The sequence below is a fragment of the Psychrobacter immobilis genome (genome assembly GCF_904846185.1).
Taxonomy (GTDB): domain Bacteria; phylum Pseudomonadota; class Gammaproteobacteria; order Pseudomonadales; family Moraxellaceae; genus Psychrobacter; species Psychrobacter immobilis_B.
Genome location: NZ_CAJGZQ010000016.1, coordinates 39,315 through 65,596, shown reverse-complemented (window position 1 = coordinate 65,596; position 26,282 = coordinate 39,315). Strand labels below are relative to the sequence as shown.

At 43.9% G+C, this 26,282-nt stretch carries 17 protein-coding genes; 7 read left to right on the top strand and 10 right to left on the bottom strand.

Annotated elements, in window-relative coordinates:
* Window positions 1-501: 501 nt before the first annotated feature.
* The 8 genes from JMW94_RS09885 to JMW94_RS09850 form a co-directional block, all read right to left on the bottom strand.
* Entirely contained in the window at window positions 502-2,184 is a 1,683-nt protein-coding gene (locus JMW94_RS09885; protein ID WP_045446305.1) for an NAD-dependent malic enzyme, read from the bottom strand.
* A gap of 465 nt (window positions 2,185-2,649) precedes the next feature.
* Window positions 2,650-3,357 (bottom strand): ABC transporter ATP-binding protein, encoded by a 708-nt coding sequence (locus JMW94_RS09880; protein WP_109592754.1) that lies wholly within the window; start codon window positions 3,355-3,357, stop codon window positions 2,650-2,652.
* A gap of 76 nt (window positions 3,358-3,433) precedes the next feature.
* Window positions 3,434-4,711, bottom strand: coding sequence for an ABC transporter permease (locus JMW94_RS09875; RefSeq protein ID WP_201604276.1), 1,278 nt, complete (start codon window positions 4,709-4,711; stop codon window positions 3,434-3,436).
* On the bottom strand, window positions 4,708-5,949 hold the full coding sequence (locus JMW94_RS09870) for an efflux RND transporter periplasmic adaptor subunit (RefSeq protein WP_201604275.1): 1,242 nt from the start codon (window positions 5,947-5,949) through the stop codon (window positions 4,708-4,710). The genes JMW94_RS09875 and JMW94_RS09870 overlap by 4 nt, the downstream gene beginning before the upstream one ends.
* 347 nt (window positions 5,950-6,296) lie before the next feature.
* A complete protein-coding gene (locus JMW94_RS09865; protein WP_201604274.1) occupies window positions 6,297-7,139 on the bottom strand; it encodes an ABC transporter ATP-binding protein in 843 nt (280 codons plus the stop codon).
* A gap of 15 nt (window positions 7,140-7,154) precedes the next feature.
* Window positions 7,155-8,141, bottom strand: coding sequence for a FecCD family ABC transporter permease (locus JMW94_RS09860; protein ID WP_201604273.1), 987 nt, complete (start codon window positions 8,139-8,141; stop codon window positions 7,155-7,157).
* A gap of 47 nt (window positions 8,142-8,188) precedes the next feature.
* The gene (locus tag JMW94_RS09855; protein ID WP_265088316.1) at window positions 8,189-9,046 is read right to left on the bottom strand and encodes a heme/hemin ABC transporter substrate-binding protein; all 858 of its coding nucleotides are present in this window, start codon (window positions 9,044-9,046) and stop codon (window positions 8,189-8,191) included.
* Window positions 9,047-9,196: 150 nt separating this feature from the next.
* Window positions 9,197-10,330: a ChuX/HutX family heme-like substrate-binding protein gene (locus JMW94_RS09850; RefSeq protein ID WP_201604272.1), complete on the bottom strand. Its 1,134-nt coding sequence runs from the start codon at window positions 10,328-10,330 to the stop codon at window positions 9,197-9,199.
* 480 nt (window positions 10,331-10,810) lie between these two features.
* Here JMW94_RS09850 and JMW94_RS09845 point away from each other — a divergent pair, with 480 nt between their 5' ends.
* From JMW94_RS09845 to JMW94_RS09825, 5 genes are all read left to right on the top strand, one after another.
* The gene (locus JMW94_RS09845) at window positions 10,811-12,991 is read left to right on the top strand and encodes a TonB-dependent receptor plug domain-containing protein (RefSeq protein ID WP_201604271.1); all 2,181 of its coding nucleotides are present in this window, start codon (window positions 10,811-10,813) and stop codon (window positions 12,989-12,991) included.
* A 102-nt stretch (window positions 12,992-13,093) separates the two neighbouring features.
* Window positions 13,094-14,368 carry an HmuY family protein gene (locus JMW94_RS09840; RefSeq protein ID WP_201554022.1) on the top strand — a complete coding sequence of 425 codons (1,275 nt, stop codon included), beginning with the start codon at window positions 13,094-13,096 and terminating at the stop codon, window positions 14,366-14,368.
* A gap of 350 nt (window positions 14,369-14,718) precedes the next feature.
* Window positions 14,719-15,858, top strand: a complete 1,140-nt coding sequence (locus tag JMW94_RS09835) for a siderophore-interacting protein (protein WP_201604270.1) — start codon at window positions 14,719-14,721, stop codon at window positions 15,856-15,858.
* A 324-nt stretch (window positions 15,859-16,182) separates the two neighbouring features.
* Complete coding sequence (locus tag JMW94_RS09830) at window positions 16,183-18,471, top strand: TonB-dependent receptor (RefSeq protein WP_201604268.1); 2,289 nt, start codon at window positions 16,183-16,185, stop codon at window positions 18,469-18,471.
* 112 nt (window positions 18,472-18,583) lie between these two features.
* Window positions 18,584-20,296, top strand: coding sequence for a multidrug ABC transporter permease/ATP-binding protein (locus JMW94_RS09825; RefSeq protein WP_201604266.1), 1,713 nt, complete (start codon window positions 18,584-18,586; stop codon window positions 20,294-20,296).
* Window positions 20,297-20,417: 121 nt separating this feature from the next.
* On the opposite strand, the gene JMW94_RS09820 is transcribed toward JMW94_RS09825, so the two are convergent.
* Window positions 20,418-21,932 carry a PepSY-associated TM helix domain-containing protein gene (locus tag JMW94_RS09820; protein ID WP_201604264.1) on the bottom strand — a complete coding sequence of 505 codons (1,515 nt, stop codon included), beginning with the start codon at window positions 21,930-21,932 and terminating at the stop codon, window positions 20,418-20,420.
* A 353-nt stretch (window positions 21,933-22,285) separates the two neighbouring features.
* Here JMW94_RS09820 and JMW94_RS09815 point away from each other — a divergent pair, with 353 nt between their 5' ends.
* A complete protein-coding gene (locus tag JMW94_RS09815) occupies window positions 22,286-24,502 on the top strand; it encodes a TonB-dependent siderophore receptor (protein ID WP_227685478.1) in 2,217 nt (738 codons plus the stop codon).
* Between the two features lie 98 nt (window positions 24,503-24,600).
* The gene (locus JMW94_RS09810; RefSeq protein WP_201604262.1) at window positions 24,601-25,344 is read left to right on the top strand and encodes a siderophore-interacting protein; all 744 of its coding nucleotides are present in this window, start codon (window positions 24,601-24,603) and stop codon (window positions 25,342-25,344) included.
* 180 nt (window positions 25,345-25,524) lie between these two features.
* On the opposite strand, the gene JMW94_RS09805 is transcribed toward JMW94_RS09810, so the two are convergent.
* Window positions 25,525-26,193, bottom strand: coding sequence for a cupin domain-containing protein (locus tag JMW94_RS09805; protein ID WP_201604260.1), 669 nt, complete (start codon window positions 26,191-26,193; stop codon window positions 25,525-25,527).
* Window positions 26,194-26,282: the final 89 nt, after the last annotated feature.

The window sequence follows — 26,282 nt, the reverse complement described above, 5'->3', positions numbered from 1 at the left end:
CAAAGCATTGAGGAAAGACTATATTATGATGGCATTACGCAAGGTCATCAATCTTATGGAAATGCATTAATTTTAGTTGAGGTTTGTAAATAACAAAAATTAACATGTTTATATTCTTACTTTTTACTGCGTAGATTTAGGCTAACAACAATATTAAATTGTTGGTATAACCGTTGGTATAATGAAAAATATTTTTAAATAAAATTAATTAAATCAATAACTTGATATTTTAATGTGGTTGATACTGGGCCCACCAAATTCAAACCCTTACAGTCACTGCTGACTTGTAAGGGTTTTTTATTGTCTAGAATTTAATAGAAAACAATCATTGAACTGTGCTGAAGAATCGGTAAAAGTAAACTTGGTAAACTAATGGATTGGATAGCAGTAAAAAAGGTTGCCAATACTATATGTAATATAGCGTTAGCAACCTTTTTTCATTTAATATTTTACTTAGATAATGTGCCTAATATTAGAATTTGTTATATCTAATTTCTAACATTAGAAAGAAGTACGGCGATAATTACGATATTCAGGTAACCAAAAATTCGCTTTTAATCGACGTTGTAAATTCTCCGCTGTGATAGGTAGTGCTAGCTTATCTTGAGCCGCTTGCAATGCCACTGCATACGCTATTTTTTCACTGATCTCTCTGATAACTTTAATCGGCGGTAGGATGGCACCAGGTGCTTTTTCGTATTCCATTGATATATCTGCAAGGGCTTGGCTTGCCGCCATGAGCATATTATCGCTAATACCCGTCGCCCGTGCTGCTAAAACACCCAGACCAATTCCGGGGAAAATATAGCTGTTATTACACTGAGAAACCTCGAAAGATTGACCTTCAAAAGTGGTATGAGGGAAAGGGCTACCTGTTGCAACAATTGCCTTACCCTTGCTCCAATTAGTCACTTCTTGCGGCGTCGCTTCCACACGAGACGTGGGGTTTGAAAGTGGTAATACAATAGGATGTTCAGTATTAACACACAAGGATTCGATCACCTCTTGGGTGAACAGACCTTTTTGCCCACTGACGCCGAATAATACGGTTATTTTTGCTTGTTTAACCACTTGTGCTAAACCGAGTTTCTTACTTTTATCCCAGCTTTCAATAGCAGATTCTTTTTGTACTAACGGTTCTTGGAATTTTTGTAGCTCCGTCATGTTATCAGTAAGCAGGCCATAGCGGTCAACCATAAATACTTGGCTGCGAGCCTGCGCCTCCGTTAACCCTTCACGCTGCATTTGGCGAATGATATGCTCAGCAATACCGCAACCAGCAGACCCTGCGCCTAAAAATGCTATTTTTTGTTGGCTAAGCTTCTGACCCTTGTTTAAGCACGCGGCAATCAAGGTACCTACTGAAACAGCAGCAGTACCCTGAATGTCATCATTGAAGCAGCATAATTGGTCACGATATTTATTCAATAATGGTGTCGCGTTCTCTTGGGCAAAATCTTCAAATTGTAATAATGCCTCAGGCCAACGACGTTTAACGGCTTGAATGAATAAGTCGACAAACTCATTATACTCATCACCAGAAATGCGTGGGTTTCTCCAACCCATGTACATAGGGTCATCAAGTAGTTGTTGATTATTGGTACCAACATCCAACAAAATTGGTAGACAATAAGCAGGGCTAATACCACCACAAGCGGTATACAAAGCCAATTTACCAATAGGAATACCCATACCACCAATACCTTGATCCCCTAGGCCCAATATACGTTCACCGTCAGTGACAACGATCACTTTGACGTTTTGCTTGGTGGCATTTTGCAGCATGTCATCAATTTTATGGCGCTCAGGATATGAGATAAACAAACCCCGTTTACGGCGATAAATTTGCGAGAATTTTTCACATGCTTGACCCACAGTTGGGGTATAAATGAGCGGCATGACTTCCTCAATGTGCTGCTCAATTAGATGGTGAAATAAAGTTTCATTGGTATCTTGGATGTTACGCAAGTAAATATGCTTATCCATATCATTAGTGAATGAGCGCAGTTGATGATAAGCGCGTAGTGATTGCTCTTCAATTGTCTCAATGTTATGAGGTAATAGCCCAGTTAAATTAAAGCTATCACGCTCTTCTGATGAAAAAGCACTGCCTTTATTTAGTAAAGGAGTCTCTAAAAGAGCGGGGCCTGCAACGGGAATATATAAAGGACGCTTGTTTGACATAATGTAATCTTCTTATTAAAGGCATATGAGTGAAAGCCATACTGAGTGAAAGCTATGCTAGTGCTGCATTATACATAGCATCTACTGGTATTTAACAATAGATAACAAAATCATTTTGAATGAGCATGGCTCTAAAGGTGATGACACGAATACATTGACCTAGAAATATAGATATATTTAGCTTTTACCTTAAATTTTTATAAAAAAGGGTTTTTTATTATTGGGTGTTTTCTATGAGATTTCATACAATCAAAGCCGCTACCTTTATTGATGTCACTATAGTCGATTCAATTTAAAAGTAGTACAAGGCAACCGAGTGTAGATGTATATTAAATACTTCAAGCGAGGCTAACGCTGTAATGCTTTTATAGTGGAATGACTATATTGACGGCGGTATTTATAGGAATTCTTGTTAAGCAGATAAGTAATCCGCCAATATGACTTTTATTATCACTACGATATTTTTCAATTATTCAACGTATCACTATCAATACGACCATCAACCAAATTAATCGTTCGATCGCAAGATGCTGACAAGCGTGGATCATGGGTGACCAGCAATACCGCGCAATCACGTTCCTGATTGACTTTGCGGAACAGCTCAAACACTTCTCCAGCCGTCACGGTATCCAGATTACCTGTAGGTTCATCAGCCAATAGCAATGCCGGTTCGGTTATCAAGGCACGTGCAATGGCAACACGCTGTTGCTGACCACCTGATAGCTCGTTAGGTTTACTGTCAGCAAAGCGCTCTAACCCAACCGCTGCCAGTAGCTCGCGCGCTTTTTGGATAGTAAGCTTATTTGGACGACCCCTTGTCAATGTTAGCGGCATTAAGATATTGTCTAATGCACTAAACGCTTGAATCAGATGATGAAATTGAAAGACAAAGCCAATACTACTGCCACGCAAAGCGGTGCGACCAGCATCATTCATAGCGCTGGTTGCTTGACCCAATAGATATAGCTCACCGCTGGTTGGCTGATCTAGTAACCCTAGTACATTTAGCAAAGTACTTTTACCTGAACCAGAAGGACCAATCAGGGCAGCAAAGTCGTTATTGCTGATGGTTAAGTCAATACCGTGCAGCACCTCAATCTCATTAGGTTGACCGATATTATAAGACTTTTTTAGTGCCTCTAAACGCAGAACTTCGTGAGATTGACTGGACATAGGAGTTGACGTCTTATTAAAAGGATTGGCAGAAACATTGTTAAAGTCATTATTAAAAGTGTCGCTAGAATCATGATTAGACATAACGAATAGCCACCACTGGATCAAGTGCTGCTGCGCGCCGCGCTGGAATAGCGGCTGCTATAACACCAGTTAGCGTTGCTAACGACATAGTCACTAAGATCAGGTTTATCGATATGGGAATTGTAAATATGTCGGGCCCAAAAGTATTAAAAGACCAGACCAATATATAGCTGACACCACTACCGACAATAGAGCCTAACAAGCCAAATATAGCCCCTTGAATTAAGAATATTCGTAGGATTTGCTGACGAGTTGCACCCATGGCTCGTAAGATACCAATCTCGCGCGTACGCTGAACCACACTGACCGATAGCACACTGGCAATACCAAAAGCTACTGAGATCGCCACAAAAACAACAATCATATTGCTAGATAAACTTTGAGCCGTGAGACCACTCAGCAGTTGGGCGTTGGTTTCAATCCAGCTTTCTGCTTGCAGTGAGGTCAAACGACCCACTTGTGCAGCGATTTCCTCCGCCTCAAAGATATCTTCAACCGTCAAATCAATGACTGTGATACCGCCCGGTAGGTTAAGTAATGACTGCGCTTGTTTTAAGTCTAGATAGACGTAGCGCGCATCAAGCTCTCGTACGCCGAGCTCAAATATACCAGCGATATTGACTACAGCGCTGTTGTTACTAAGGTTGCTACCAAAGTTGTTACTCAGATTATTGTTGCCATTATCATCACTGTCTTGACCTGTGTCCAAACGTAATTTGCTGCCGACCTCAACACCCAAATCTTTAGCCAGTTCACTACCAATCAATACATTATCTGCGCCCACTCGCAGCTCACCACTGATTAAGTATTCATCAAGTGGGATTATATTCTGATAGCGCGCCAAGTCAGTACCTACTAGTATCACCGACTCTAATGCCTCACCACGCCGGACAAACCCAGGCCCAGACACGTTTGGCGATACGGCAGTTAATAAGGGCAGTTGATCTAGCGTGTCAGTGATTTGCTGCCAATTATTAATAGAACGTAGCCGCTGTGGACGCTTGTCCTCTTGTATCAGTTGCAGCGTATCAGCAGACGGCGCTATTAGGTTTACTTCGTCTGGCGCTACTAAGCGAATATGTGCCTGACTGCCAAGGGTGCTTTCAATAAGGTTGGTCTGTAATCCTTGGATGAGTGCGGTGATAAATATAATAACGGCAACACCTATCGCCACTCCCAGAGTAATCATCAACGACTGTACTCGTCCCTCGCGTAAAAAACTGATGGCAATAGTGGCATCAATCCATAGTCTACCGAAAAAAGCCGTCAATTGACTGTCTCCGCTGCTTGGCTCTTATCACTTACCGTCGTTATCTTGTCAGCATCAGGAGCGGCAAAAGGTGCTGCTTGAAGCGCGGTTCTCACTCTTTTTCCATCAGCCAGTGAGACTGTCGCATCAACCAATATCTCATCACCTGCGCTCAGTCCTGAGAGCACCTCTGATGCTGATAGCCCGCGTAACCCTAATTTCACTACTCGACGTTGTGTTTTACCATCACGCAATAATAATACTTCGGCGCTGTCTTCTTTAACATTGGCTAGTGCATCATTAGGAATGACTAAGGCTTTTGCGCGTTGATCCGTTTCGATATTCACTGATACTGTCATGTCTTGACGCAAAAAATCAGGTACAGGATCGACGGACAATCTCACCTCTACCGTACCGCGTTGCGGATCTATACTTGGTGCAATGAAACTAATACGTACGGGGAACGGTTTATCTGGATAGGCATCGGCAATAGCAACAGCCGGTTGCTGCAAAGCCAACCGAGATAAATTACGTTCATCAAGCGGTACTCTTATTTCAGTCTTACCATCGAGGGCAATAGTAAACAAGCTCTGACCTGGCTGTACCAAATCGCCTATTTCTACATTTCGGGTCAGAATAGTGCCTGATACTTTGCTACGTACTTGCGCTTTATTGAGCTGAGCCTGCAATGCAGCGATACGAGCACGTAATAAATCTTCTTCAACACCACCAGAGGAGAGTGCATTCGCTCTCAGGCGTGCATTTTCAAGGTCATTGCGTGCTTGGGCTTGGGCTTGAATCGCTTGCTCCATTTCCTCATCAGAGATGGCCGAGATAGCAGCCAATTCGCGCCTACGCTCGACATTACGGTCAGCTTGCGCCAACGCTACTTCGGCATTTGCCAAATCTATTGCTGCCTGTGGACGAGTGCTACTAATCAATTCCGCCAACTCGGCTTCTGCTTGCCGCACTTGGGCTGCAACGTCATCGGAGCTTAGTACTAATAATAAATCTCCTGCAGCGACTTGTTCGCCTTCTGCTACCCGTCGCTCTAATACGACACCTGATATCTCGCTACCAATGTCAGTATTTGATACGGCAACGACCCGTCCAGTCGCTACGACCGTCTGCACCAAAGGCATCGAAGATATTCTATAGCTTGGTAATAGTGGTCCTTGCCACCAGCGAAAGGCAAAAAATCCCGCAACAATGATGAGCAGTAGTGCGCTAACAATCAGTTTATAAGGAATAGCGCGCAATGAGTTTCTCCCGTTCAGAACAAATACCTAGTGGTTTACAGTTTCTACTAAATCCGATCGTTATGCGAGTTTACTGCAAAATTTTTTAGGTTTAAAATTATTTATTAACTGAAAACTATCCTATTAGTATGGTTATATTTTGCATAGTTATATTTTGCATAGTTATATTAAAAATATTTGCTTCACTACAATAGTTAAGATGTGAAAAAACCCTTCATCCTATTATTTATATAGCATGAAGGGTTTTTTACTGCCGAATAAATCCGTGCGATATATACAGATTAAAAAGCCAAGTTGATCATCAAATGCCTATCGTAAAGTCGGAATAATGGCTCAAGTGCTCAGAATCATATAAACACCAAACCATCTTCAGTTTGATGCACCTTAATATCGACATCATAAACATCGCTTAATTGCGAGCGTGTCATCACTTCACTAGGCGTTCCTTGTGCAACAACTTGTCCACCGTTTAATAGCACCACTTCATCAGTATAGCGATGCGCATGGGTCAAATCATGCAACACAACCAAGATACTTTTGCGTTGCTGTCGCACCAAATTATGCAAATAATGCAGTAAAAAACGCTGATGGCGAATATCAAGATGATTGGTCGGCTCATCAAACATCATGATTTTAGTGTCTTGCATTAGCGCACGCACGATAGCCAAGCGCTGTTTTTCACCGCCTGATAAGGTTTGCACGCGGGCACTGACCAAACTTGATAACTCAAAGTCTTGTAGTAAACGTTGCGCGCGCTCAACATGATGGCTATTTGGGCGCTGATACCATGCAAGATTTGGCGAGACTCCTAACAGCGCATAATCCAATACCGTTAACGGCAGCTCAAAACGCTCATGTTGTCCAACCCAAGCGATATGACCATCATTCATGACCTCGTTGATCGGCTGACCGTAAATCGTAATGTGACCATCCGTTTTAAGCGCGGTTCCTGTGTGTTGACCTAAAACCGTATGTAGTAACGTGCTTTTACCCGCGCCATTTGGTCCGATAAAGGCGACCAGCTTTTGGCTTGGCACGGTTAGTTTGTCTATCTTTAACAATGTTTTATGGCCATGCGAGATATGAATATCTTGCATCGACAACAGCTCGCCTGTATCACTACTATTTATACGACTGTCTCGACTCGCTAATGATGTCTTTGATGTAGCCGTAAAATACGAATGAAACATAAACACTCTCTCCAATTAACGGCGGCTACTACGCACAAACAGCCAAATAAAGAATGGACCGCCAAGCAACGCTAAAACGATGCCAACGGGCACATCCACTGGATAAGCAACATGCCGCGCCGCGCCATCAATGACGAGTAATAATATCGCGCCAAGCCAGCCAGACCAAATCATGAGGCGCATACGTCCGCCACCAAACAGAATAGCCAATAGGTTGGGCACCATCATGCCAATAAAACCAATGACACCTGCTAAAGACACCGCTGCCCCTGTTAATAATGCCGAGGCAATCACGACCAAACAACGAACCACACCCACTTTGATACCCAAGGACTTAGCAGCGGCTTCACCAAGCATCAGTCCATCTAGCTGACGACCTAACGGCAATAAAATCGCTAAGCCTAAAACCATAGAAATAATTGAATATCGCAGCGGTACAAAGCCCGCTTCCGCCATACTGCCTGACAGCCAATTGGTCGCGGAGCGCAGCACCATGTCATCAGACATGAATAAAATTAGGCTGACCACCGCAGCACAAAAAGCACTGATGACAAATCCCAATATCAGCAAGCCCATCTGCCCACCACCTAAAAACCGATGACAAGCTAGAATAAACAAGCACACCAGCACGCTTCCGGTAAACGCAGCAAGCGGTATCCCAATGCCACCAAATCCCAATGCCAGAACCAAAACAACACCAAGCGCCGCGCCACCTGACGTACCGATTAAACTTGGATCCGCTAAAGGATTTTCAAATAAAGCCTGTAATGCTGCACCACTAACTGACAATGCCATACCAACCAGTAATGCCGTCACCACACGCGGATAGCGTAGCTGCCAAATAGTATCGTCAAGATGGCTAGGACTTGACCATTCGCCAAAGCCAATACCAAGCGCCAACCAAATTAGCAGTAAAGATACGACAGCGGCAGCAATATAGTAGAGGCTATGTTTATGTTTTCTAGTTTGTGTAGGAATAGAAGCAGAAATCGTATTTGCCATGTGAGATGTCATTTTGTTGAATATGAGATAAATTATTTTTGCTTAGGCTATTTTGCTACAGCGTTCAGCTTTTTTAAGACGTCAGGCGAATGCAAGCCATAACGCAGAAAGTCATCTGCTGGCCAAAAATGTACGCCGCCCTTCTTGCCTGCGGCACTTGCTGCAACCTCTGGACGCTTACTAAATTTACTGACCCCACCAACCACTTCCTGATTATGATCAGCAATAATAATGACATCGGGCTTGGCGGCCAGCCAGCCTTCACGGGACATAGGTTTTAACCCCGATACGTTTGCAGCGTTAATCCCACCAGCTCGGCGAATCAACTCATCCCCTACCGTGCCTTTGCCTGCAACGATACGACCATCGTAACTTAATAAATAACGCTTACCCGTCTTTGCCATTGGACTCATCCCTGTATTCCAACGCTTCGCAAGCTGCGACCCTTCAGCTTTTTTATCAACGTAACTGCCGATAGATTTAATACTGTTGGCAAAGGTGCTTACCTCTTCTTTAGGCGCGACATTGACGGCTTTAACTTTTAAGCCGTTTAAGCGCTGATAAATACTCGCAGGCTGCACCATATAACTGCCGAGCACTAAATCAGGCTTGACCGCCAACACTGACTCGGCGGTGATATTACGGTGCATACCCACGGCTGGTACATTCTTTAACGCTGGATTATGATTGGTTGCATCTTTACCAACCAACTTATTGGTCGCTCCTAGTGCCACCACGACGTCTGCAACATCTGGACTCATGGCGACAATACGATCATAAGCTTGGGCAGAAAGTGAGGGCACGGCAAATGCGCCAATAATAGCCGCAGTACTGATAGCACGACTCATCAATTTTTTATTTATCACTGCGTGAGTTATTACTGTTTTTGATAATGCAGAAGACATAAGCATTCCTAATTTGCTAACGTAAAAAATGACACTATTAACAGAACCATTAACGTGTATTAAGCATCCCAAATAACTCACACAACAGCTATGGCTTATCCGTTATGTGAGTGTCAATATCGCAAAATTTGCTGATTTTTTATGACGGGTTTACACGCTCTCTGCTTCAGCCATTGCAACTGCTGCTAAGGATTCTGCATACGAATGCGTTTCGATGATCGTCGAGACAATTTGCTGCCATGCTTCAAGCTCAGGCGTGCCTTCAATTCTCTGACCGAACACGCTAAAAATACTGACGCCGTGACCATCAAAACCTTCGATACAAGTCACGATGCCGTCTTTAGTTGGGCGCTTAACGCTCCATACTTGCTCCAATGCTTTATCTTTTAAATGCAGCGTAAAGTTATTATGGTCTTTATCTAAAATATTAAACCAATCGCCCATGCGCTTGAGTGTCTGCACGGTGCCAGTCTGAATCTGCACCAGACCACTATTACCGACAAATATCATAATCGGGCATTTGGCATCACGCGCTTGCTCAAATACCGCTTCGACCGCGCTAATATCAAGCTGCTGCGTCATCTGCTCTGGTGCTTGACGGTAGCTACTAGCACGATCGATATCGAGATTTTTTAATAATGAGTGGAATTGATGCACGTCTGTCATCGCTTGCCAGCCTTGCTGTAACTGCGCGCGCGCATCTTCACTTAATGCCTTGTAACGCCAGTCATTAAGTGGTTCTTGTGCCTCTAACGTCAGCGTCTCATTATTCACCGTTTGCTGCTGCTCCTGAATCATCGCTTGCCAGCGTGCAATAGTCTCAGCGCTTAACTCTCGTAGATACACTTTGTCGATAGCAGCACCTTGGGCGTTATAGAACTGAATACTATAAGAGGGCTTATCCGCGCGGCTAGTATCCGCTACCGCCAGCATATGCTGCCATTGCCACATAAAGAATCGCAAATCTAGACCACCCACATTGAGTGCCAATCCCATCTTTTCGCCAAGCTTAAGATTATGATATGGCGCTGTTTTTTCATGCACGGCCAGCTCGTTTCTGACAATGCTTTCCATTTCACCAAATTTTTCAAATTGCTTTAATACAGCTTTGCACTGATCACCCATATACTGGCTATAAGGGGAGGCTAACATCAGCTCAAATTCGCTGACACCTAGCGCAGCCGCTCCTTCTGTAGGAAATAACATCGGTGTCTTTGCTTTTAATGCTTGGTACTGTTGCCACAGCTCAGTATTTTTTTTGGTTAACGATAACGGTTGACTCATGATGGTCTCCATAAAATAAATAGCAGTAAAAAAGCCAATGATCTTGGCTATGTAGTATTGAGATATGAATATCTTCAGAAAATAGCAGCGACGATGCCTATGATTGATATTTGATAAAACCAATGCCTGCTGTACTACAGGTCTTGCAATGATGCAGCAAGGGTGTATTTATCAAGCAGGCTGTTAGCAATTATCGCTGCTAGTTCATCATTTATAATTTTGTCTCTAAGCTTCGGACGAAATCATTATGGCAACATTTTTTCACTTTGTAAATAATAATAATTATCATTTACATCTTGATAATTATTATCGTTTGAAATACTATGTCTGGGCTTTGTTACTTAATCTAGTGAATCAAGTAACCAAACCTTTAATAATTAATACTATGAAAAGGTCGCTTTAGATCGCTCTTTTTGTAGCAAAAGGTCTTTAAGCAACGCGACTTTCTTACTTTCTCTTTTTACGATGGCTGTTTTATTTATGTCAATTTTAGCGTTTGATTTATCGTTGACTCATACGGGACTAAACACCCATCCCTCACTGCTGCGTCGTAGCCCATTAGCCATAAGTGTGGCATTAGCATTGTTTGCATTTACGTCAGTTTCAGCCCAAGCAGCGCCAATTTTCGCAGAGACGAATGGTGATATGACCGACGATGCAGCCATGCCGAGCACGCGTTTAGACCCTATCGTGGTAACGGCGACTCGCTCTGAGCGCGCTTTAAGTGATGCGCCAGTTGCCCTGCAAGTACTCAGTCGCCAGCAGCTCGATGACAACCATGCGCATACTTTAAAAGAAGCGCTGGCCTTGTTGCCCAATGTCTACTTACGTGAAGTCCACGGCAAGACAGGTTACGAAGTCAGCATGCAAGGCTTCACGGGTGATCAAGTATTGGTGTTGATTGACGGTTTACCGATTACGGCAAGCACTGGCTCGACAGTAAACTTGAATCAATATATGAATATGGATATCGAACAGATAGAGGTGGTGCAAGGAGCGGCGTCAGCGCAGTTTGGTAGCGCGGCGATGGGCGGCGTCATTAATATCATCACCAAACCCATTGGCGCGGCAACAGGACATATCACCACCGAGATTGCCAGCAATGGGCAGCAAAATCCATCTGGTAAAAAGCTAGATGCCAATAAGCGCTATGTAGAAGCCAGCGTGGAAGGGGCATTGGATAAAAACCAGCGCTTTCACGCGCGTCTATCAGGCTCGTATCTGGATAATGATGGCTTAAGCTTAGACCATGAAGCATGGCCCAGATTAAAAGATGCCAGCGAGCAATCACAAGTCAGTGCTCGCCTCAGCTACCGCCCTGACGGTAACGACACATCAGGTAATAACAATGACCGCAACGATAGCCGACTGGTCAAAAATTCTCAATATTGGCTAGAAGCCAGCCACTATAAAGAAGATGATATTAGTCGCTTTAATTATTATGTCGCGCCGCGCTATTTGGCACAGCAAAGAGATGAGCACATCACCAAGCAGCGCTTTAGTGTCGGTGCACGCGCTGATATCGCGCCGCATGTCGATGATCGCAGCAAGACTTATCGATTGTCCGCTCAAGCGCTGCATGAGGAATATCAAAGCGAATCCAATACTAAAACACAGCAAGCCATCACTAGTGCCCGTGATACAGAAATTAGTACGACGTTGGCGCAAGCCCAGCTCGATCTACCTGAGCTATTGCTATCCGATAAGCACCTTCATCTTATCCAAGTCGGCGGTCAGGTTCAGCAAGACAAGTTAAGCCAAACGAAAAACCAAGTCAGCGAGCTTATCAGCGATGACGTCAGCCGTGATGTCGGTGAGCTATATCTACAAGATGATTGGCTGATTGGCGATAACTGGGAAGTGTTGAGCGGTGTTCGCTATCAAAACGATGAAGACTTTGGTGGTCATACAGCGCCGAAAGTATCACTCAAATACAACCATTTGGATGCCAGCGGTCGTGACCATGTCTTTCGTAGCAGTATTGGCGGTGGTTATCGCGTGCCCAACCTGAAAGAACGCTACTACGTCTTTGACCATAGCAATTTGGGTTATAAAGTCATGGGCAACCCCGACTTGCAGCCTGAAACCTCAACCAGTTACCAGATCGGCTATCAAGGTCAACTGAGCGACACCATGAATTTGACGGTCAATGGTTTTTATAACGAGATAGATGACCTGATTCAGACCGACGAGGACAACGCTACCTTCGACGCTAACATCGCCATTTATAAATATATGAACGTCGATAGTGCCAAAACTTATGGCGGCGATATTGGCCTTGACTGGCAAGTGGACGAGCGCGCCAAACTGCAAGCCAGCTATGCTTATTTAAAAACGCATAACAATGTGACAGATACCGAGCTGACCTATAAGCCCAATCACAAAGCGATGCTGGCACTAGATTATCAGCTTAATGACAAATTACAGCTGATCCCGCGCCTCAATTATGAATCCAAACAGCTGATTAGTACCAGCGAGCAAGCGTATTCACCGTCTTGGTGGACGCTCGATAGCAAGCTCAATTATGACGCAACTGCAAACTTGAGCTTGTATGCAGCGATTAATAATATCTTTGATGTGCAGCGCGCTGTCACCGATACCAGTGACTATCGTCCCATTGATAATCGCGAGTGGTTACTTGGCGCCAGCTACCATTGGTAAGCCTTTGATTCACAATCATTCTAAAGCAAATGTATTTGTACCGCTATTTTTCCCCTTATTTTGTACCCTCTATCTGAAACCACAACCTTCAAGGAAGCTGATATGACCCCCATTTTCCCAGCAGTTCACACCAAGCCGACCAAATTGGCATTACTGTTTAGTGGCAGTATTTTAGCACTCAGCATGACCGGTTGCGGAGGCGGCAGTGATGGCTCGAGTAGTGGCAATACCGGAAATGGCGATAATGGTGGTAACACGCCGCCTGTTAGCACTGCCAGCTTTAGCGAAACGGCCACTTGGCAAGTCACCAATCTAGCGCCTAATACTGCGACCTGTTATGACTTTGATGCCAAAGCTGAAAGCTCGTGTGCTGAGGATAAATGGGATATCAAGTTTGATAACCAAGCGCGTTCGGTCAAGCTTTGGTCAAATAGTGGTGATTCTGGCGATGGTAAAGGCGGCGTTTTTGGTTTAATCGATTGGTCAGATCTGAGTCGTTATAGCAATGCAACTCAAGATCCTGATACCAGTCGTGATATTACCATGCACTACAATGAAGACCGTAGTGGTGGTATTTTTGATGCACAGCCTTGGTTTGAATACAATTTAAAAGACAACCATCAGCTCTACCCGAACAATCGTGTCTACCTTGTCACCACAGATAATAGCAGCGCCATGACAGACAGCAGCGTCCAGCAGCCTATTTATGCCATGCAGATTACCAACTACTATAATAATGCTGGAACCTCGGGCTACCCTACTCTGCGCTGGATTGATACAGCGCTACCGAACAAGGTGCAGACGAAAACCATCGATGCCTCAAACAATGATAACTGGGTCTATTTTGATCTAACCACAGGACAAAGTAGCACCGATAAAAACAGCACTTGGCAGATTGGTTTTAAGCGTAATAGTGTTATTTTAAATGGTGGCGATTCTGCAATTGGCACTCATAAAGGCAAAGTTGGTGGCTTCTTATCAAAAACACCAATAGGGTATTATGATGATAAAGGTGAGCCCATTGTCAGCAAGTTTATAACCGATGGTAGTGCGGCAACTTTAACCGACCTTACCAACACCGCTGTGTACGATAAACCGATGAGTGCCAGAAGCTGGGTCATTGATAGTAAAGGCTCGGATCTCAATCCTGCTTATACGGGTAATTTCCCGAACCTAGACTTTGGCTGGTATACCTACAATGGCATGACGCATCAACTAAATGCCAAAGCGGTTGACAGCGCTCAAGGCGCGCTCATTAGATCCGCTGAAGGCAATAGCTATGCCCGCGTGCGTTTGGATAAAATCAATTACCCTGATAGCTCAGCGACGACTGCGACCTCATGGGAATTTAAAATAGACATTCAACCTGCTCCTTAACACTTTACTGTTCGACTTTAGCTCGCCCAACCCTTTTTTGTAAGCTATCAAACCTTGCAAAAATAGGTTGGGCGATAACGTTTATACACAGTCTAAGAGTCACCACTGCCAAGCATTACAAGAAAGCTATTAGTCATTCGATAACACCAGTCCTTTTAGGATTGTAAATAAATTAACGTATGGTATATTATCGTAATCAAAACCTAAATGACATTAATAATCATTAATATTTGAATGTTTTATGCTTATTAACTATTATATTTCCATCTTGCCCTTAATCAGCAGCCAATCATTTATTAATTAAAAATTTTGCTGAACAATTATTTGAATTTTGGCTTGGATGACATTTTATGGCTCAACCACTTACTCAGTACGATTTCGATAAAACGCCGCTCGACATGGCTGACAAAGCCCAGTTTATGAGTCATGTCAATGAAGAGCATCAAGATGAACTCGCGATGTTTATCAATGCCTTTACTACCACGGCAGTGAGTGAGCACGAGATCGCCTCGATAGCAGAGCTGTATACTGATGGGATACTAATGGATGTCACAACCGCCCATCATGACAACGATACCTTAACAAACAGCAGCAAGCTCAGCCGTCAATATTTTATCGATTTTACAGTTCCTATTAGTGACTCTATGACGCTACAAGAGCAATATATAACGCTATTGCAAACATCTGCCAATAAGCTTGGCAAGCGCACGATCAAGCTTCAAGAACAGCGTTTTACAGTCATTAATGGCTATTATGCCAGCGCCAATATGTATCGACTGCTGGTAACCGCACCCGATAGTACGCCACTCTCTCATCCGGGCTACGCGTATTTGTTTGAGCTGGATGCGGACGGTCTATCTGCTAAAAAACACCAGTCAAAAGACCATTCAAGAGATAGCAACAAACCTTTGCAGCGCTACTATACCTTGCGAAAAGCATGGCGAGATTCGAGCAGCTCGTCTGTCCAAGCGTGGATAGATGTCTACATTCACGGCGACACGGCAGGAGGCAATTGGGCGCGCGCACTTGACTGTGGCAGTCAAATCAAAACAGTACGTGAATATCCAGAGAAAATAGAACATCTCAGCACTGGTCAGTGCTTACTCATCTGTGATGAAACCTCCTTGCCTACGGTGGCCAATCTATTGGAAAACTGGCAGAATCCATTGCCGCCCCTCGTCATTGCCATCACTAATGATCCAGACGATATCCGTTATCTACATACCCTAACACTCAGTAATCAACTACGCCATGAGGCGCATTTTTTGCAAAATAATGTGTGCCATCTGGTTAATACCCCAACAACTGATATTACTGAGCAAATAATGGCATTATTAAATACACAATTTGCGCGACTGCCTGTCAAAATTGACAAAGTATGGGGCGCGCTGGAAGCAGCGAATATCAAATCATTACGACAGCAACTAAAGACAACCCTTGGGCTATCACGTCAGGATATGGTCATTAAAGTCTACTGGCGTGCGCAATAATCATTATGTTTTTTATAAGTGGCATTTTTTATAAACAGCAAGCATTTAATAAGTAGCAAACATTTAGTCATAAACAGAAAGCATTTAGCCACTTACCAACCACTTATGCTGACTGCTAAATTGAGCGATTAGCAATCTTTGCTGCTGTCATAGCGTAACTAATCAACATAGCGCGACTGACCAACTTTAGACGACTTACTACTTTGCCTAACAAAAACGTACACTTAACACGATAAAAATATATTGAGATTTAATCCAGTAATATATTGTAATGAAAATGATTATCATTATAATAAGCATTTAATCTATGTGCTGGAAATATTCATGCAACTGTCTCGCTTATACTCTGCTTTATTTCGCCCTACTCTATTGAATATGTCTCGCCATCCCTTGTCATTAAAATCACTGTGCTCATCTTGTCTGTCCACATCGGTAATACTACTGGGTGCAAGCCAAGCCGCGTGGGCACAAACAGATTTAAATGCTGACGCTCAATCCGATACCCCAAGCGTGGTACTCGATGAGATTGTCGTGACCAGTAGTGCTGATGCATCAGCCGATGGGTTGCCAGATGCCTATGAAGGTGGTCAAGTAGCGACAGGAAGCCGTGTCGGAATCTTGGGCAATCAAGACATCATGGACACGCCGTTCTCCACTACCTCATATACCAATGAGTATATCGGCAATCAACAAGCCCAAAGTGTGGGCGACCTGCTCAAAAAAGACCCGACTGTTCGTGTCGCTAGAGGCTTTGGCAACTTTCAAGAAGCGTACTTTATGCGCGGCTTTGTCACAACCTCTGATGACACCATGTATAACGGTCTATACGGCATATTGCCAAGGCAGTATATCGCCACTGAATTATTCGAGCGTGTTGAGGTTCAGCGCGGGGCATCCGCCATGCTCAATGGCGCAGCACCCAGTGGTGGTAACGCCGGTGGTACGATTAACCTGCTGCCCAAACGAGCTGGCAATGACCCGCTACGTAAGGTGACACTCGGTTATGGTCAAGGTGATCAAGGCAAAGTTGCCGTAGACGTCAGTGATCGCTTTGGTACTGATGATGCGTTTGGCGTTCGCTTTAACGCCGCTTATCAAGATGGCGACAGCGCGATTGATGATGAATCTTCAACACTGGGTCTGGCAGCGTTAGGATTAGACTACAGAGGCGATCAGTATCGACTATCAGCTGATTTGGGCTGGCAAGACAACAAACTCAAAGAGACCCGTCCTAGTGTCACACTTGCTGGTGTTTCTAGAGTACCAAAAGCACCAGACGGCTCAAAGAATTGGGCGCAGCCTTGGACGTATTCAGATGAAGAAGATGTCTTTGGTACCATTCGAGGAGAATATGATTTTACTGATAATATTACCGCTTATGGTGCTTACGGTGTGCGAAGTGGTGAGGAAGAAAACTCACTGGCCAATCTAACCGTCAACAATGTTGATGGTGCAGGTACGTTTTATCGCTTTGATAATTCTAGAAAAGATTTGGTACAAAGTGCTGAGCTCGGTCTGCGTGGTAAATGGCAAACAGGTGAAGTGGCTCATAATTGGGTACTAGCAGCGGATCTCTATGACCAAGAAGAAAAAGGGGCGTTCGCCTATGATTTTGGTAATCAACCCGCGACCAATTTGTACCATCCTACCGACTACGCTGAGGTCCCTTTTACAAGCACAGCAATCTTCGGTGGTAACTTAGACGATCCAAAACTAACCAACGAGAAGCAATTCCAAAGCTTTGCGCTAGCCGATACCATATCATTGTTCGATGACAAACTAAAAACCACTTTAGGCGTGCGTCATCAGAATTTAAAAACCACCAGCTATGATCCTAACACTCAGGCTAAAACGGCAGATTACGATAAAAGTGAGTGGACACCAAGTATCGGTATCGTCTATCAACCAAGCATGGACTGGTCTGTTTATGGCAACTATATCGAAAGCCTAGCGCCAGGCGCAAGGGCACCTCTGACTAATAATGGTGGTGCTGTCACCAATGGTGGTCAAAATTTAGACCCTTATGTGAGTGAGCAAACTGAGGTTGGCGTTAAGTATGACAACGGTCTTATTGGCAGTAGTTTGGCGGTATTCCGCACCGATGAGCCGCGTGCTTATATCAATGACTCAAACACCTTTACCGCTGCTGGAGAAAATCGCCATCAAGGGGTGGAATTGACTGTATTTGGTAGCCCAAGCGAAAACATGCGCTTCAATGCTGGTGTTACTTACTTAAATGCTGAGCAAAAAGACACGGGCGATGTGACGTTCGACGGCAACCGAGTCATCGGACTGCCCACGCTACAAAGCAACGTCAACCTAGAATATGATTTAGCAGCAGTTGAAGGATTAACAGTGACCGGCGATATCATTCACACAGGCGCACGTTATGCCGATGCCGCCAACAGCTTAAAAGTTGACGGTTATACCACATTAGATCTAGGTGCTCGCTATAAAACCATGCTCGCTGGACAAGACGTGACGCTAAAAGGAGTAGTTACTAATATTACTGGTGAAGACTATTGGCAATCAGTGGGTGGTTATGCGGGTGCTGGGTATTTAAATGCCGGTGAGCCTACTGCCCTAAAAGTATCAGCGACTTTCGACTTTTAATACATGCCCATTAAACCACGTTTATAAGACTTAGATAAAAGGGATTAGGCACCACCTACTCCCTTTTATGTTATCAAAAATACGCAAAAAACCATTCTATTATTGAGCCATTATGTCCTCTCACGCCACCGTTTCTTTATATCAGATGATTTGGGCACACTATCGCCTGCCCTTTCTTAAAGTTATTTTCCTTAATTTGGTGAATGCGGCGGTCAGTGTGGGCATCATTGCCTATATCAATCACACCTTTATCAGTCAGCCTGTTTTTAATACCTTATCGTGGGCAAGCTTGGGTCAATTTTCAGCTTTGGTGGTGCTGCTATTAGTCACGACCTTCGTATCACAATATGCACTGACCCGTTTGGGGCATCAGTTCGTCTACGAGCTTAGAACCAAGCTGGTCAAACAAATCATCGATACCAAAGTTCCGCAAATAGATCATTTGGGTAGCGCACGGTTACTCGCCAGCTTATCCTCAGATATTCAATCGATTACCGTCGCCTTTGTGCGTATGCCGGAGCTGGTGCAAGGCGTTATTTTATCGGTTGGTGTCGCCCTTTATTTAGGCTGGCTGTCGCTGCCATTATTATTGATTGTCATGTTTTGGATTGCGATGACGATTTGGATAAGCACCATTTTAGTAAAGCATGTCTATACTCATTTAAGAGAGCTCAGAGAGATTAATGATCTTTTATATGAGGACTATCAATCCATTATAGATGGTCGAAAAGAGCTGGCGCTTAATCAACACCGCGCTGAAAAACTCTATAAAAATGATTTCTTAAATCATGCCAAGTCTTATCAAAATCGAGTGATTAAATCGGATACATATCATTTATCCGCCGTGAATTGGTCGAATATTATGATGTTCGCAGCCATTGGTGTGGTGTTTGCCGTGTCAAATTATCTTGCTATTCCAATGGGTATTGCCACCACTTTCTCTTTAACCATTCTATTCATGCAATCACCCATCCTCCATGCCGTCGGCGCATACCCGACCTTACAAACGGCACAAGTGGCGCTGGATAAAATACAATCGTTGGAATTGGCGGAGTACCAACCAACCTTTACGACGGATATTGTGGTAAACAACTGGCAGTCCATATCATTCAATGATATTGGCTATCGTTATGCAAGTAACGATACCACTGCAAATGAGGTAGTGGTTAAAGAAAACGAGCATGCTAGCGATATCCTAAAATCGGTTAATCTGACTTTGAAACGTGGCGATGTGGTGTTTTTAATCGGGGCGAATGGTAGCGGTAAATCTACGCTTGCAAAGATTATCACGGGGATTTTCACCCCTAGCATCGGTGCTGTAAAAATAGACAGCCAGCTCGTTGATTCACAGAATAATGCCGATTATCGACAGCTTTTTTCTGCCATTTTTAGCGATCAGCATCTTTTTAAACAACTGATTGGTAGAGAGGGACAGCAACCCGATGAAGCGCTCGTAAATACATGGCTGCATAAATTGAATCTACAAGATAAAGTCAGCGTAACTGATAACCAATTATCGACAGACAAGCTCTCACAAGGACAACGCAAGCGCTTGGCCATGCTCATTGCCGTGGCTGAACAAAAAGACATACTGCTACTTGATGAATGGGCGGCTGACCAAGATCCTGCCTTTCGCCGAGTGTTTTACCAAACACTGATACCTGAACTCAAAGCCTTGGGTAAAACGCTGTTTATCATCAGTCATGATGATGGTTACTTTGAGCATGCAGATCGATTATTACTGATGAAAGAAGGCCGATTGATTGAGTTAAATGCTGAAGAACGGCAACGTGCCAGTGCCGATGCCATTGCTATGTTGGCGTAAATACTGGCTTAGTAAAAAGTTAATGGCGAGCAATAAAAAATCGGGGCATCTTTTAGAAAGTTGCCCCGATTTTGTGTAAATAAGAATGACTTTTTGAATGGCTCTCTTATTTTATTTAATTTCAAAATAATAATTTCTGTAAAAACCCAACCCGTGAAATGACTAAGAAATCTAGTAATCCGATAGCAATAATCGCGATGATGGCGGTTGGGAATATGATTGCCACTGCTAACAAAGGAATGGCAAACGGCCACCATATAGAAAAACTGAGACCACGCGCTGGTGGATTCAGTCCAAGCTTTTCACTGGCATGACGTGGACGGCGCTGCCACCACATCATGTAACCGCTCACACAAATAGCAATAACCGATAAGCAAAATAGGGCGTTGACCAATACGCTCCACCATCCAAGCGTCCCCATATGAATCGCAATGCCTGCCGCCATAAATTTACCAAAAGCATTGTAATCATCAAAGCGGATATCTGCCAAAATATTGCCCGAATAACGATCGATATGTACCGTACGATCAGCCATTGGATTTTTCATATCATAGCTCATTGAGTCTTGGCTAATCGTCCAGACGCCCGTACTACCCTGTGGCAGATTTAATTGGTAACGTCCGACAACACCAATCTCACGGGCAAATCGATCTACAGTATCGATCATAATCGGTATATTGGACTCGATACCATCCTTGCCAGCGACAGTACCAGATGCTGGCATTGGTGTCAATTCAAGCACCCAAGGCACATCTTTGGTACTACCCGTATTTAGTGCATCACCATGCGTGGGTGCTGTGGCTGGTGTTGCTCCATGAACGTGCGGCGTGGCTTCAGCGTTATTCATATCCATACCAGCATGATGTTGACTGTGATCAATGGAAAGCGGCATTGGCGCAACGCCCCATTTGCCCGCAGGAAACTGACTCCATGCCTGTACCATACGCTCGCCCCAGATGCCTGCCCATGCCATTCCTGAAATACAGAAAAACAGTAGCAACACAGATATCCAACTGCCCAATGTCGCATGGATGGTACGTATGAATGAGCGTTTTTTCTTATTATTCACAGCATCAATGGTTATAAGCATGGCTTTGAGTGATTTGCGTTTTTGCCACCATAGATACCAACCCGTTAGAATCATTAAGATGGTTAATGAAGCAGTGGTTTCTTGGATATAATCACCGACTTTGCCCAATAGTAAATCAGCATGAATATCATTAAAGGTATAGTACAGACCACTATTAGTCGGTGTGCTTTTAACGACATCAGCCGTATAAGGATTCACCGCCACCATATAATCCTGACTGGCTGACTTAACTTGAAACAAGGCAACGGTGTCCGTATCACGAGGCGCGATATATTTCACCAGCGTGCTGTCAGGTAAAGTGTTCAACGCATTTTTAGCTTGCGTAGAAATAGGGGCAGTAATTAATGCCGTCACCGCTGAATCTGGGGTGGTAATGGTGAGACGATCATCATCACGACCTGAGATGTTAGACATCAACAGCATGCCAAGTGCGCTGCAAGCTAGGATAATTAAGAAAGGTGCTATAAACATTCCCGCATAAAAATGCCAACGCCATACCGTAAAATAGCGTTGAGTATTGGTTGATTGACTTGTATGTCTGTTCATAAATATGACCTTTAACAATCTTTGGTTGCTCAATGAACGACCTAGACCTATTAATAGTAGTAATAAATCCTGTCTGTCTGTTGATCTAAAAGTTGATTCCAAATAGACGGCTGCATCATACGAGAAAAGCCTTGTAAACACCATTGCTTACAGTCAAAAATTATCGTCATATTAAGGCGTTTCTTCAATTTTCATGTTTGCATCATAGTCATCTTGATGGGCTAAAAATGGGGCCACTTCACTCGACATCTTACTAACAGCGCTTTGTTTGTAAATTTTTAATGATAATGATAATCATTAATGTTATTATTCTTTTTCTTTCGCTTTCGGCATTTAATAATTTACAAGGAAATATGATGCGTTTTATCTCAACGTCTACATCCATTCGTCAAAAACGTTTAACTCTCGCGGTGCAACTGGGATTGGTAATGGGTTTGAGCCATGCAGCTTATGCTGAGACAATGCCGAATAACATCGAAAACAGTGTTGAGAACGACGTTGATAATGATGTTAATAATAATGAGACCGTGACACCATCGACCACCTTGGATACCATTACTGTCTATGCCGACAACTACCGTAGCACAGGCACCAAAACAGCGTTAGATCCTAATGATGCGCCCATGAGCTATACGAGAATCGATCAAGCGCTGTTACAAAAACGTCAAGCAGACAGTGTCAATGCAGCGTTACGTTATGAGCCAGGGGTGAGTACTGAGAGTCGCGGTACGGTGTCCATCTTTGATGAATACAATATTCGCGGTTTTAAGACTTACTCCAATTTTTACGATGGATTAAGACTGCCCTACGATGGGGCTTGGAATCTGATGCCGCAAGTTGATATCTACGCAACAGAAGCAGTCGAAGTAGTCAAAGGGCCCGCATCCTCACTCTATGGCTATGCATCTCCAGGTGGCATGGTCAATCAAGTCGCCAAAACCCCAAAAAGCACTCAAGCATCTGAGGTACAGTTGCGAGTGGGTAATCAAAACCTAAAAGAAGTGGCGGTCGATACGACAGGACCTATCACAGACACAATCAATTATCGACTGGTGGCATTAAAACGACAAAAAGACGGGCAGATGCAAACCACAGAAGAAGAACGTACCCTGATCAATCCGTCACTGGAATGGCAACCGACAAAAGATGTGTCCGTTCTTGCCAATCTGTTTTATCAAGATGATCCGGAAATGGTGCCTTCCACTCCACTGCCTGCCGTTGGCACTGTCTACCATGCCAGCTATGGAAAACTGGGCAGTGACGCCTATGCCGGCGATGAGTGGAATCACTTCAGCAAAGAAGTACTCATGCCGAGTGTCACGGTGAACTGGAACATCAATGATACGCTCACCTTTAAACATATCACGCGCTATACCGATGCCGAGGCGCAGCAGCGTAATATGTACAACAGCGGGTTTGTAAACGGCAGTGATAAGATACTCAACCGCGTAGCCTATACTACCGATGAGAGCATGAACAACTGGACCACGGACAACCAACTTGCTTATCAGCTAGATACTACCAATACCTCGCACAATTTATTATTTGGTATTGAGTATCAAGAGACAGACAGTACCGCCACTTATTATGATGCTGGCGCAAATGGCACGCCAAATCTTGACTTATCCAATCCAGATTACTCACAAATAAATGCCGATACGTTGCCTTTAGAGGCTTATCGTCAAAATGAAAACATTGAACAAAGCCAGCTTGGTTTTTATGTACAAGATGAGATGAAATGGCAAGATTTGACAGTGGTAGCAGGCTTACGTCACGACAATTTTGATAGTAGTACTGAGCAAACCGAAGCCACTAAAGGCGTTATTTATAATGAAAAAACAATTAACAATGATGCCTCAAAAACCAGTGGTCGTCTCGCAGCCATTTACGACTTTGATAATGGTCTATCTCCTTATGCAAGCTATTCTCAGTCGTTTCAGCCAGTGGTCGGTAGTAACTTTATTACCAATGCGCCATTTAAGCCAACGACTGCCGATCAGCTAGAGGCTGGTGTCAAATATCTCTCTGCCAATCGCGCCACACAAGGCACGCTTGCGGTATTTGATATCACTCAAAAAAATGTCATAGTGACGAACCCATCTAATTATCAACAAAAAGTTCAAACGGGTGAAATTACCTCTAAAGGATTTGAAGTTTCGGGCAGTCATATGCTCAACGACTGGGTAGATGTCGCGGCAAGCTACAGCTATACCGATGCTGAGATTACAGAGGATGAATTCAACCCTGATGTGGTCGGCAATACCCCTGCGCAAACGGCGAAGCACAAGGCAACATTGTGGACAGATTATTATGCTACTGACAAGCTCAGTCTCAATGCTGGCGTACGCTATGAAGGCGGTATGCAACTTGATAAGCAAAACTCAGACGAATTACCAAGCGTGACGTTGGTAGACATTGGCGGTAATTATCAAATCAATCCGATGCTCACTGTCGGCGCGAGTATCAACAATCTCTTTGATAAGACCTATGTCGGCGCTTGTTATGATATTAACAATTGCTGGATGGGACCTGAGCGCCAAATATCCGTCAGCCTAAAAGCCAATTTTTAGGCAATGTAGAACTTACCATTACCAGAGAATATCAATCTCAACCAAATCTAATAAATGGGCTAAAAATATGAAACAGTTAAATAAAGGAAAGTATTAATATGGCCAAACCTACCCCAAGAATGCTAGATGTAATTGGAAGTAAATACCTCACGCCACATATGTGCCGCGTCACGCTTGGCGGTGCTGGATTGACTGATTTTCCGGCAGATCAAGAAAGCGCGTACATTAAGCTAATATTCCCTCAAGGCGATGACACTCGACCATTGATGCGCACCTATACCGTCAGCCTTCAACGTGATGACGAAATAGATGTCGATTTTGTGTTGCACGAGACAGAAGGCCCTGCTTCAGCATGGGCACGTAACGCCCAAGTGGGCGAGCAAATATTGGTAGGTGGCCCTGGACCAAAGAAGCTGATTAACAATGAGGCTGATTGGTTTTTATTGATCGGTGATATGACAGCGCTGCCGGCGATTACCGTCAATCTTGCCCAGCTACCTGCTAACGCACACGGCTATGCAGTCCTTGAGATTACCACTGAAACAGATAAGCAACTACTCAAGAAGCCAGACAACGTTGATATTCATTGGGTGATAAACGCGCATCCAAATGCAGAAACTAGCCCATTACTTGATCGCGTTAAAACGCTTACGTGGCTAGCAGGACAACCTGCTGTTTGGGCAGCTTGCGAGTTCCATAGTATGCGCGCTCTACGCCATTATTTTAAGGTAGATCGCCCAATACCCAAAACGCATTTGTACATATCTAGCTATTGGAAAGTCGATAGCACAGAAGACCAGCATAAAATTGTCAAACGAGAGGATGCCCAAAGTATAGAGTGATAAGCAATGACGTTTTGTATTTTTGAACTATTTTGAAAGCGGTTTAAATAATGATTGATAAATTTTGCGTTACTAATCATTACTCCACTGCTTATCTACTTTTGTTGTCTAAATAAAAGTATAGTGACATTGTAGAATATGAGCAGCTGGTGAGCTGCTCATAAAATGTGATCACTACCCCTACAACCCTATCACTTGCATTAAATGACCTGTCTTGAGATACACTGTAGCTCCTTCAGATCCTGCCTGTATTTGCGCATGCTCACCTGCTGGCAGACGTATCCAGCTGCCGCGCTGATAAACTTGACCCTCATCTATCAACTCGCCTGCTAACACCAGTATTTCTGCACCGCCACAGATTGCCTCATTAAACAGTAACTCGCCTGCCTTGATACGCTGCAAACTCACTTGCTCATTATCACCCGAGAATAGAGGACAAACATCACGGCTGCCCTGTTGTTGCCAATGAGCCTTATCTTTAGTATTGATAGCCACATAATGAGGTTCATCAGCTGGCATTTGACGTAGCTTGACGAAAATCACTGCGCCTTCATCACTATAAGGCTTGTGTCCTGAGGTCGGTGGATTGCGCAAATACCAACCTGCTGGGTAATGTTTGTCATCTGCAGAAAAAGTACCTGACAATACTAAAATCTCTTCACCACCCGGATGTAGATGATGCGGAAAATAAGAATTGGGCGCATAGCGTACAAGGCTAGTGGCACGTGCTTTTTCTGCACCCACACGGTCAAGCATCACGCGCTCTACTCCATTTTGTGGTGACTTAATCCACTGGTGTTGTTCAGGTGTAAGGGCAGCGCGGCGGGTAAAGTCTGCATGAATAAGCATAAACCATGTCCAAAAATAGTATGATGAGATGATCCTTTAGCAAACGTCAGATATGATTATTGAACGTTATCGACAGCTGAAGGCGCAAT

What these genes read in the sequence shown, in the direction of transcription:
- JMW94_RS09885 (WP_045446305.1), bottom strand. Translation starts at nt 2,184, where the DNA reads ATGTCAAACAAGCGTCCTTTATATATTCCCGTTGCAGGCCCCGCTCTT.
- JMW94_RS09880 (WP_109592754.1), bottom strand. Translation starts at nt 3,357, where the DNA reads ATGTCCAGTCAATCTCACGAAGTTCTGCGTTTAGAGGCACTAAAAAAG.
- JMW94_RS09865 (WP_201604274.1), bottom strand. Translation starts at nt 7,139, where the DNA reads ATGTTTCATTCGTATTTTACGGCTACATCAAAGACATCATTAGCGAGT.
- JMW94_RS09860 (WP_201604273.1), bottom strand. Translation starts at nt 8,141, where the DNA reads ATGGCAAATACGATTTCTGCTTCTATTCCTACACAAACTAGAAAACAT.
- JMW94_RS09855 (WP_265088316.1), bottom strand. Translation starts at nt 9,046, where the DNA reads ATGTCTTCTGCATTATCAAAAACAGTAATAACTCACGCAGTGATAAAT.
- JMW94_RS09850 (WP_201604272.1), bottom strand. Translation starts at nt 10,330, where the DNA reads ATGAGTCAACCGTTATCGTTAACCAAAAAAAATACTGAGCTGTGGCAA.
- JMW94_RS09845 (WP_201604271.1), top strand. Translation starts at nt 10,811, where the DNA reads ATGTCAATTTTAGCGTTTGATTTATCGTTGACTCATACGGGACTAAAC.
- JMW94_RS09840 (WP_201554022.1), top strand. Translation starts at nt 13,094, where the DNA reads ATGACCCCCATTTTCCCAGCAGTTCACACCAAGCCGACCAAATTGGCA.
- JMW94_RS09835 (WP_201604270.1), top strand. Translation starts at nt 14,719, where the DNA reads ATGGCTCAACCACTTACTCAGTACGATTTCGATAAAACGCCGCTCGAC.
- JMW94_RS09830 (WP_201604268.1), top strand. Translation starts at nt 16,183, where the DNA reads ATGCAACTGTCTCGCTTATACTCTGCTTTATTTCGCCCTACTCTATTG.
- JMW94_RS09825 (WP_201604266.1), top strand. Translation starts at nt 18,584, where the DNA reads ATGTCCTCTCACGCCACCGTTTCTTTATATCAGATGATTTGGGCACAC.
- JMW94_RS09820 (WP_201604264.1), bottom strand. Translation starts at nt 21,932, where the DNA reads ATGAACAGACATACAAGTCAATCAACCAATACTCAACGCTATTTTACG.
- JMW94_RS09815 (WP_227685478.1), top strand. Translation starts at nt 22,286, where the DNA reads ATGATGCGTTTTATCTCAACGTCTACATCCATTCGTCAAAAACGTTTA.
- JMW94_RS09810 (WP_201604262.1), top strand. Translation starts at nt 24,601, where the DNA reads ATGGCCAAACCTACCCCAAGAATGCTAGATGTAATTGGAAGTAAATAC.
- JMW94_RS09805 (WP_201604260.1), bottom strand. Translation starts at nt 26,193, where the DNA reads ATGCTTATTCATGCAGACTTTACCCGCCGCGCTGCCCTTACACCTGAA.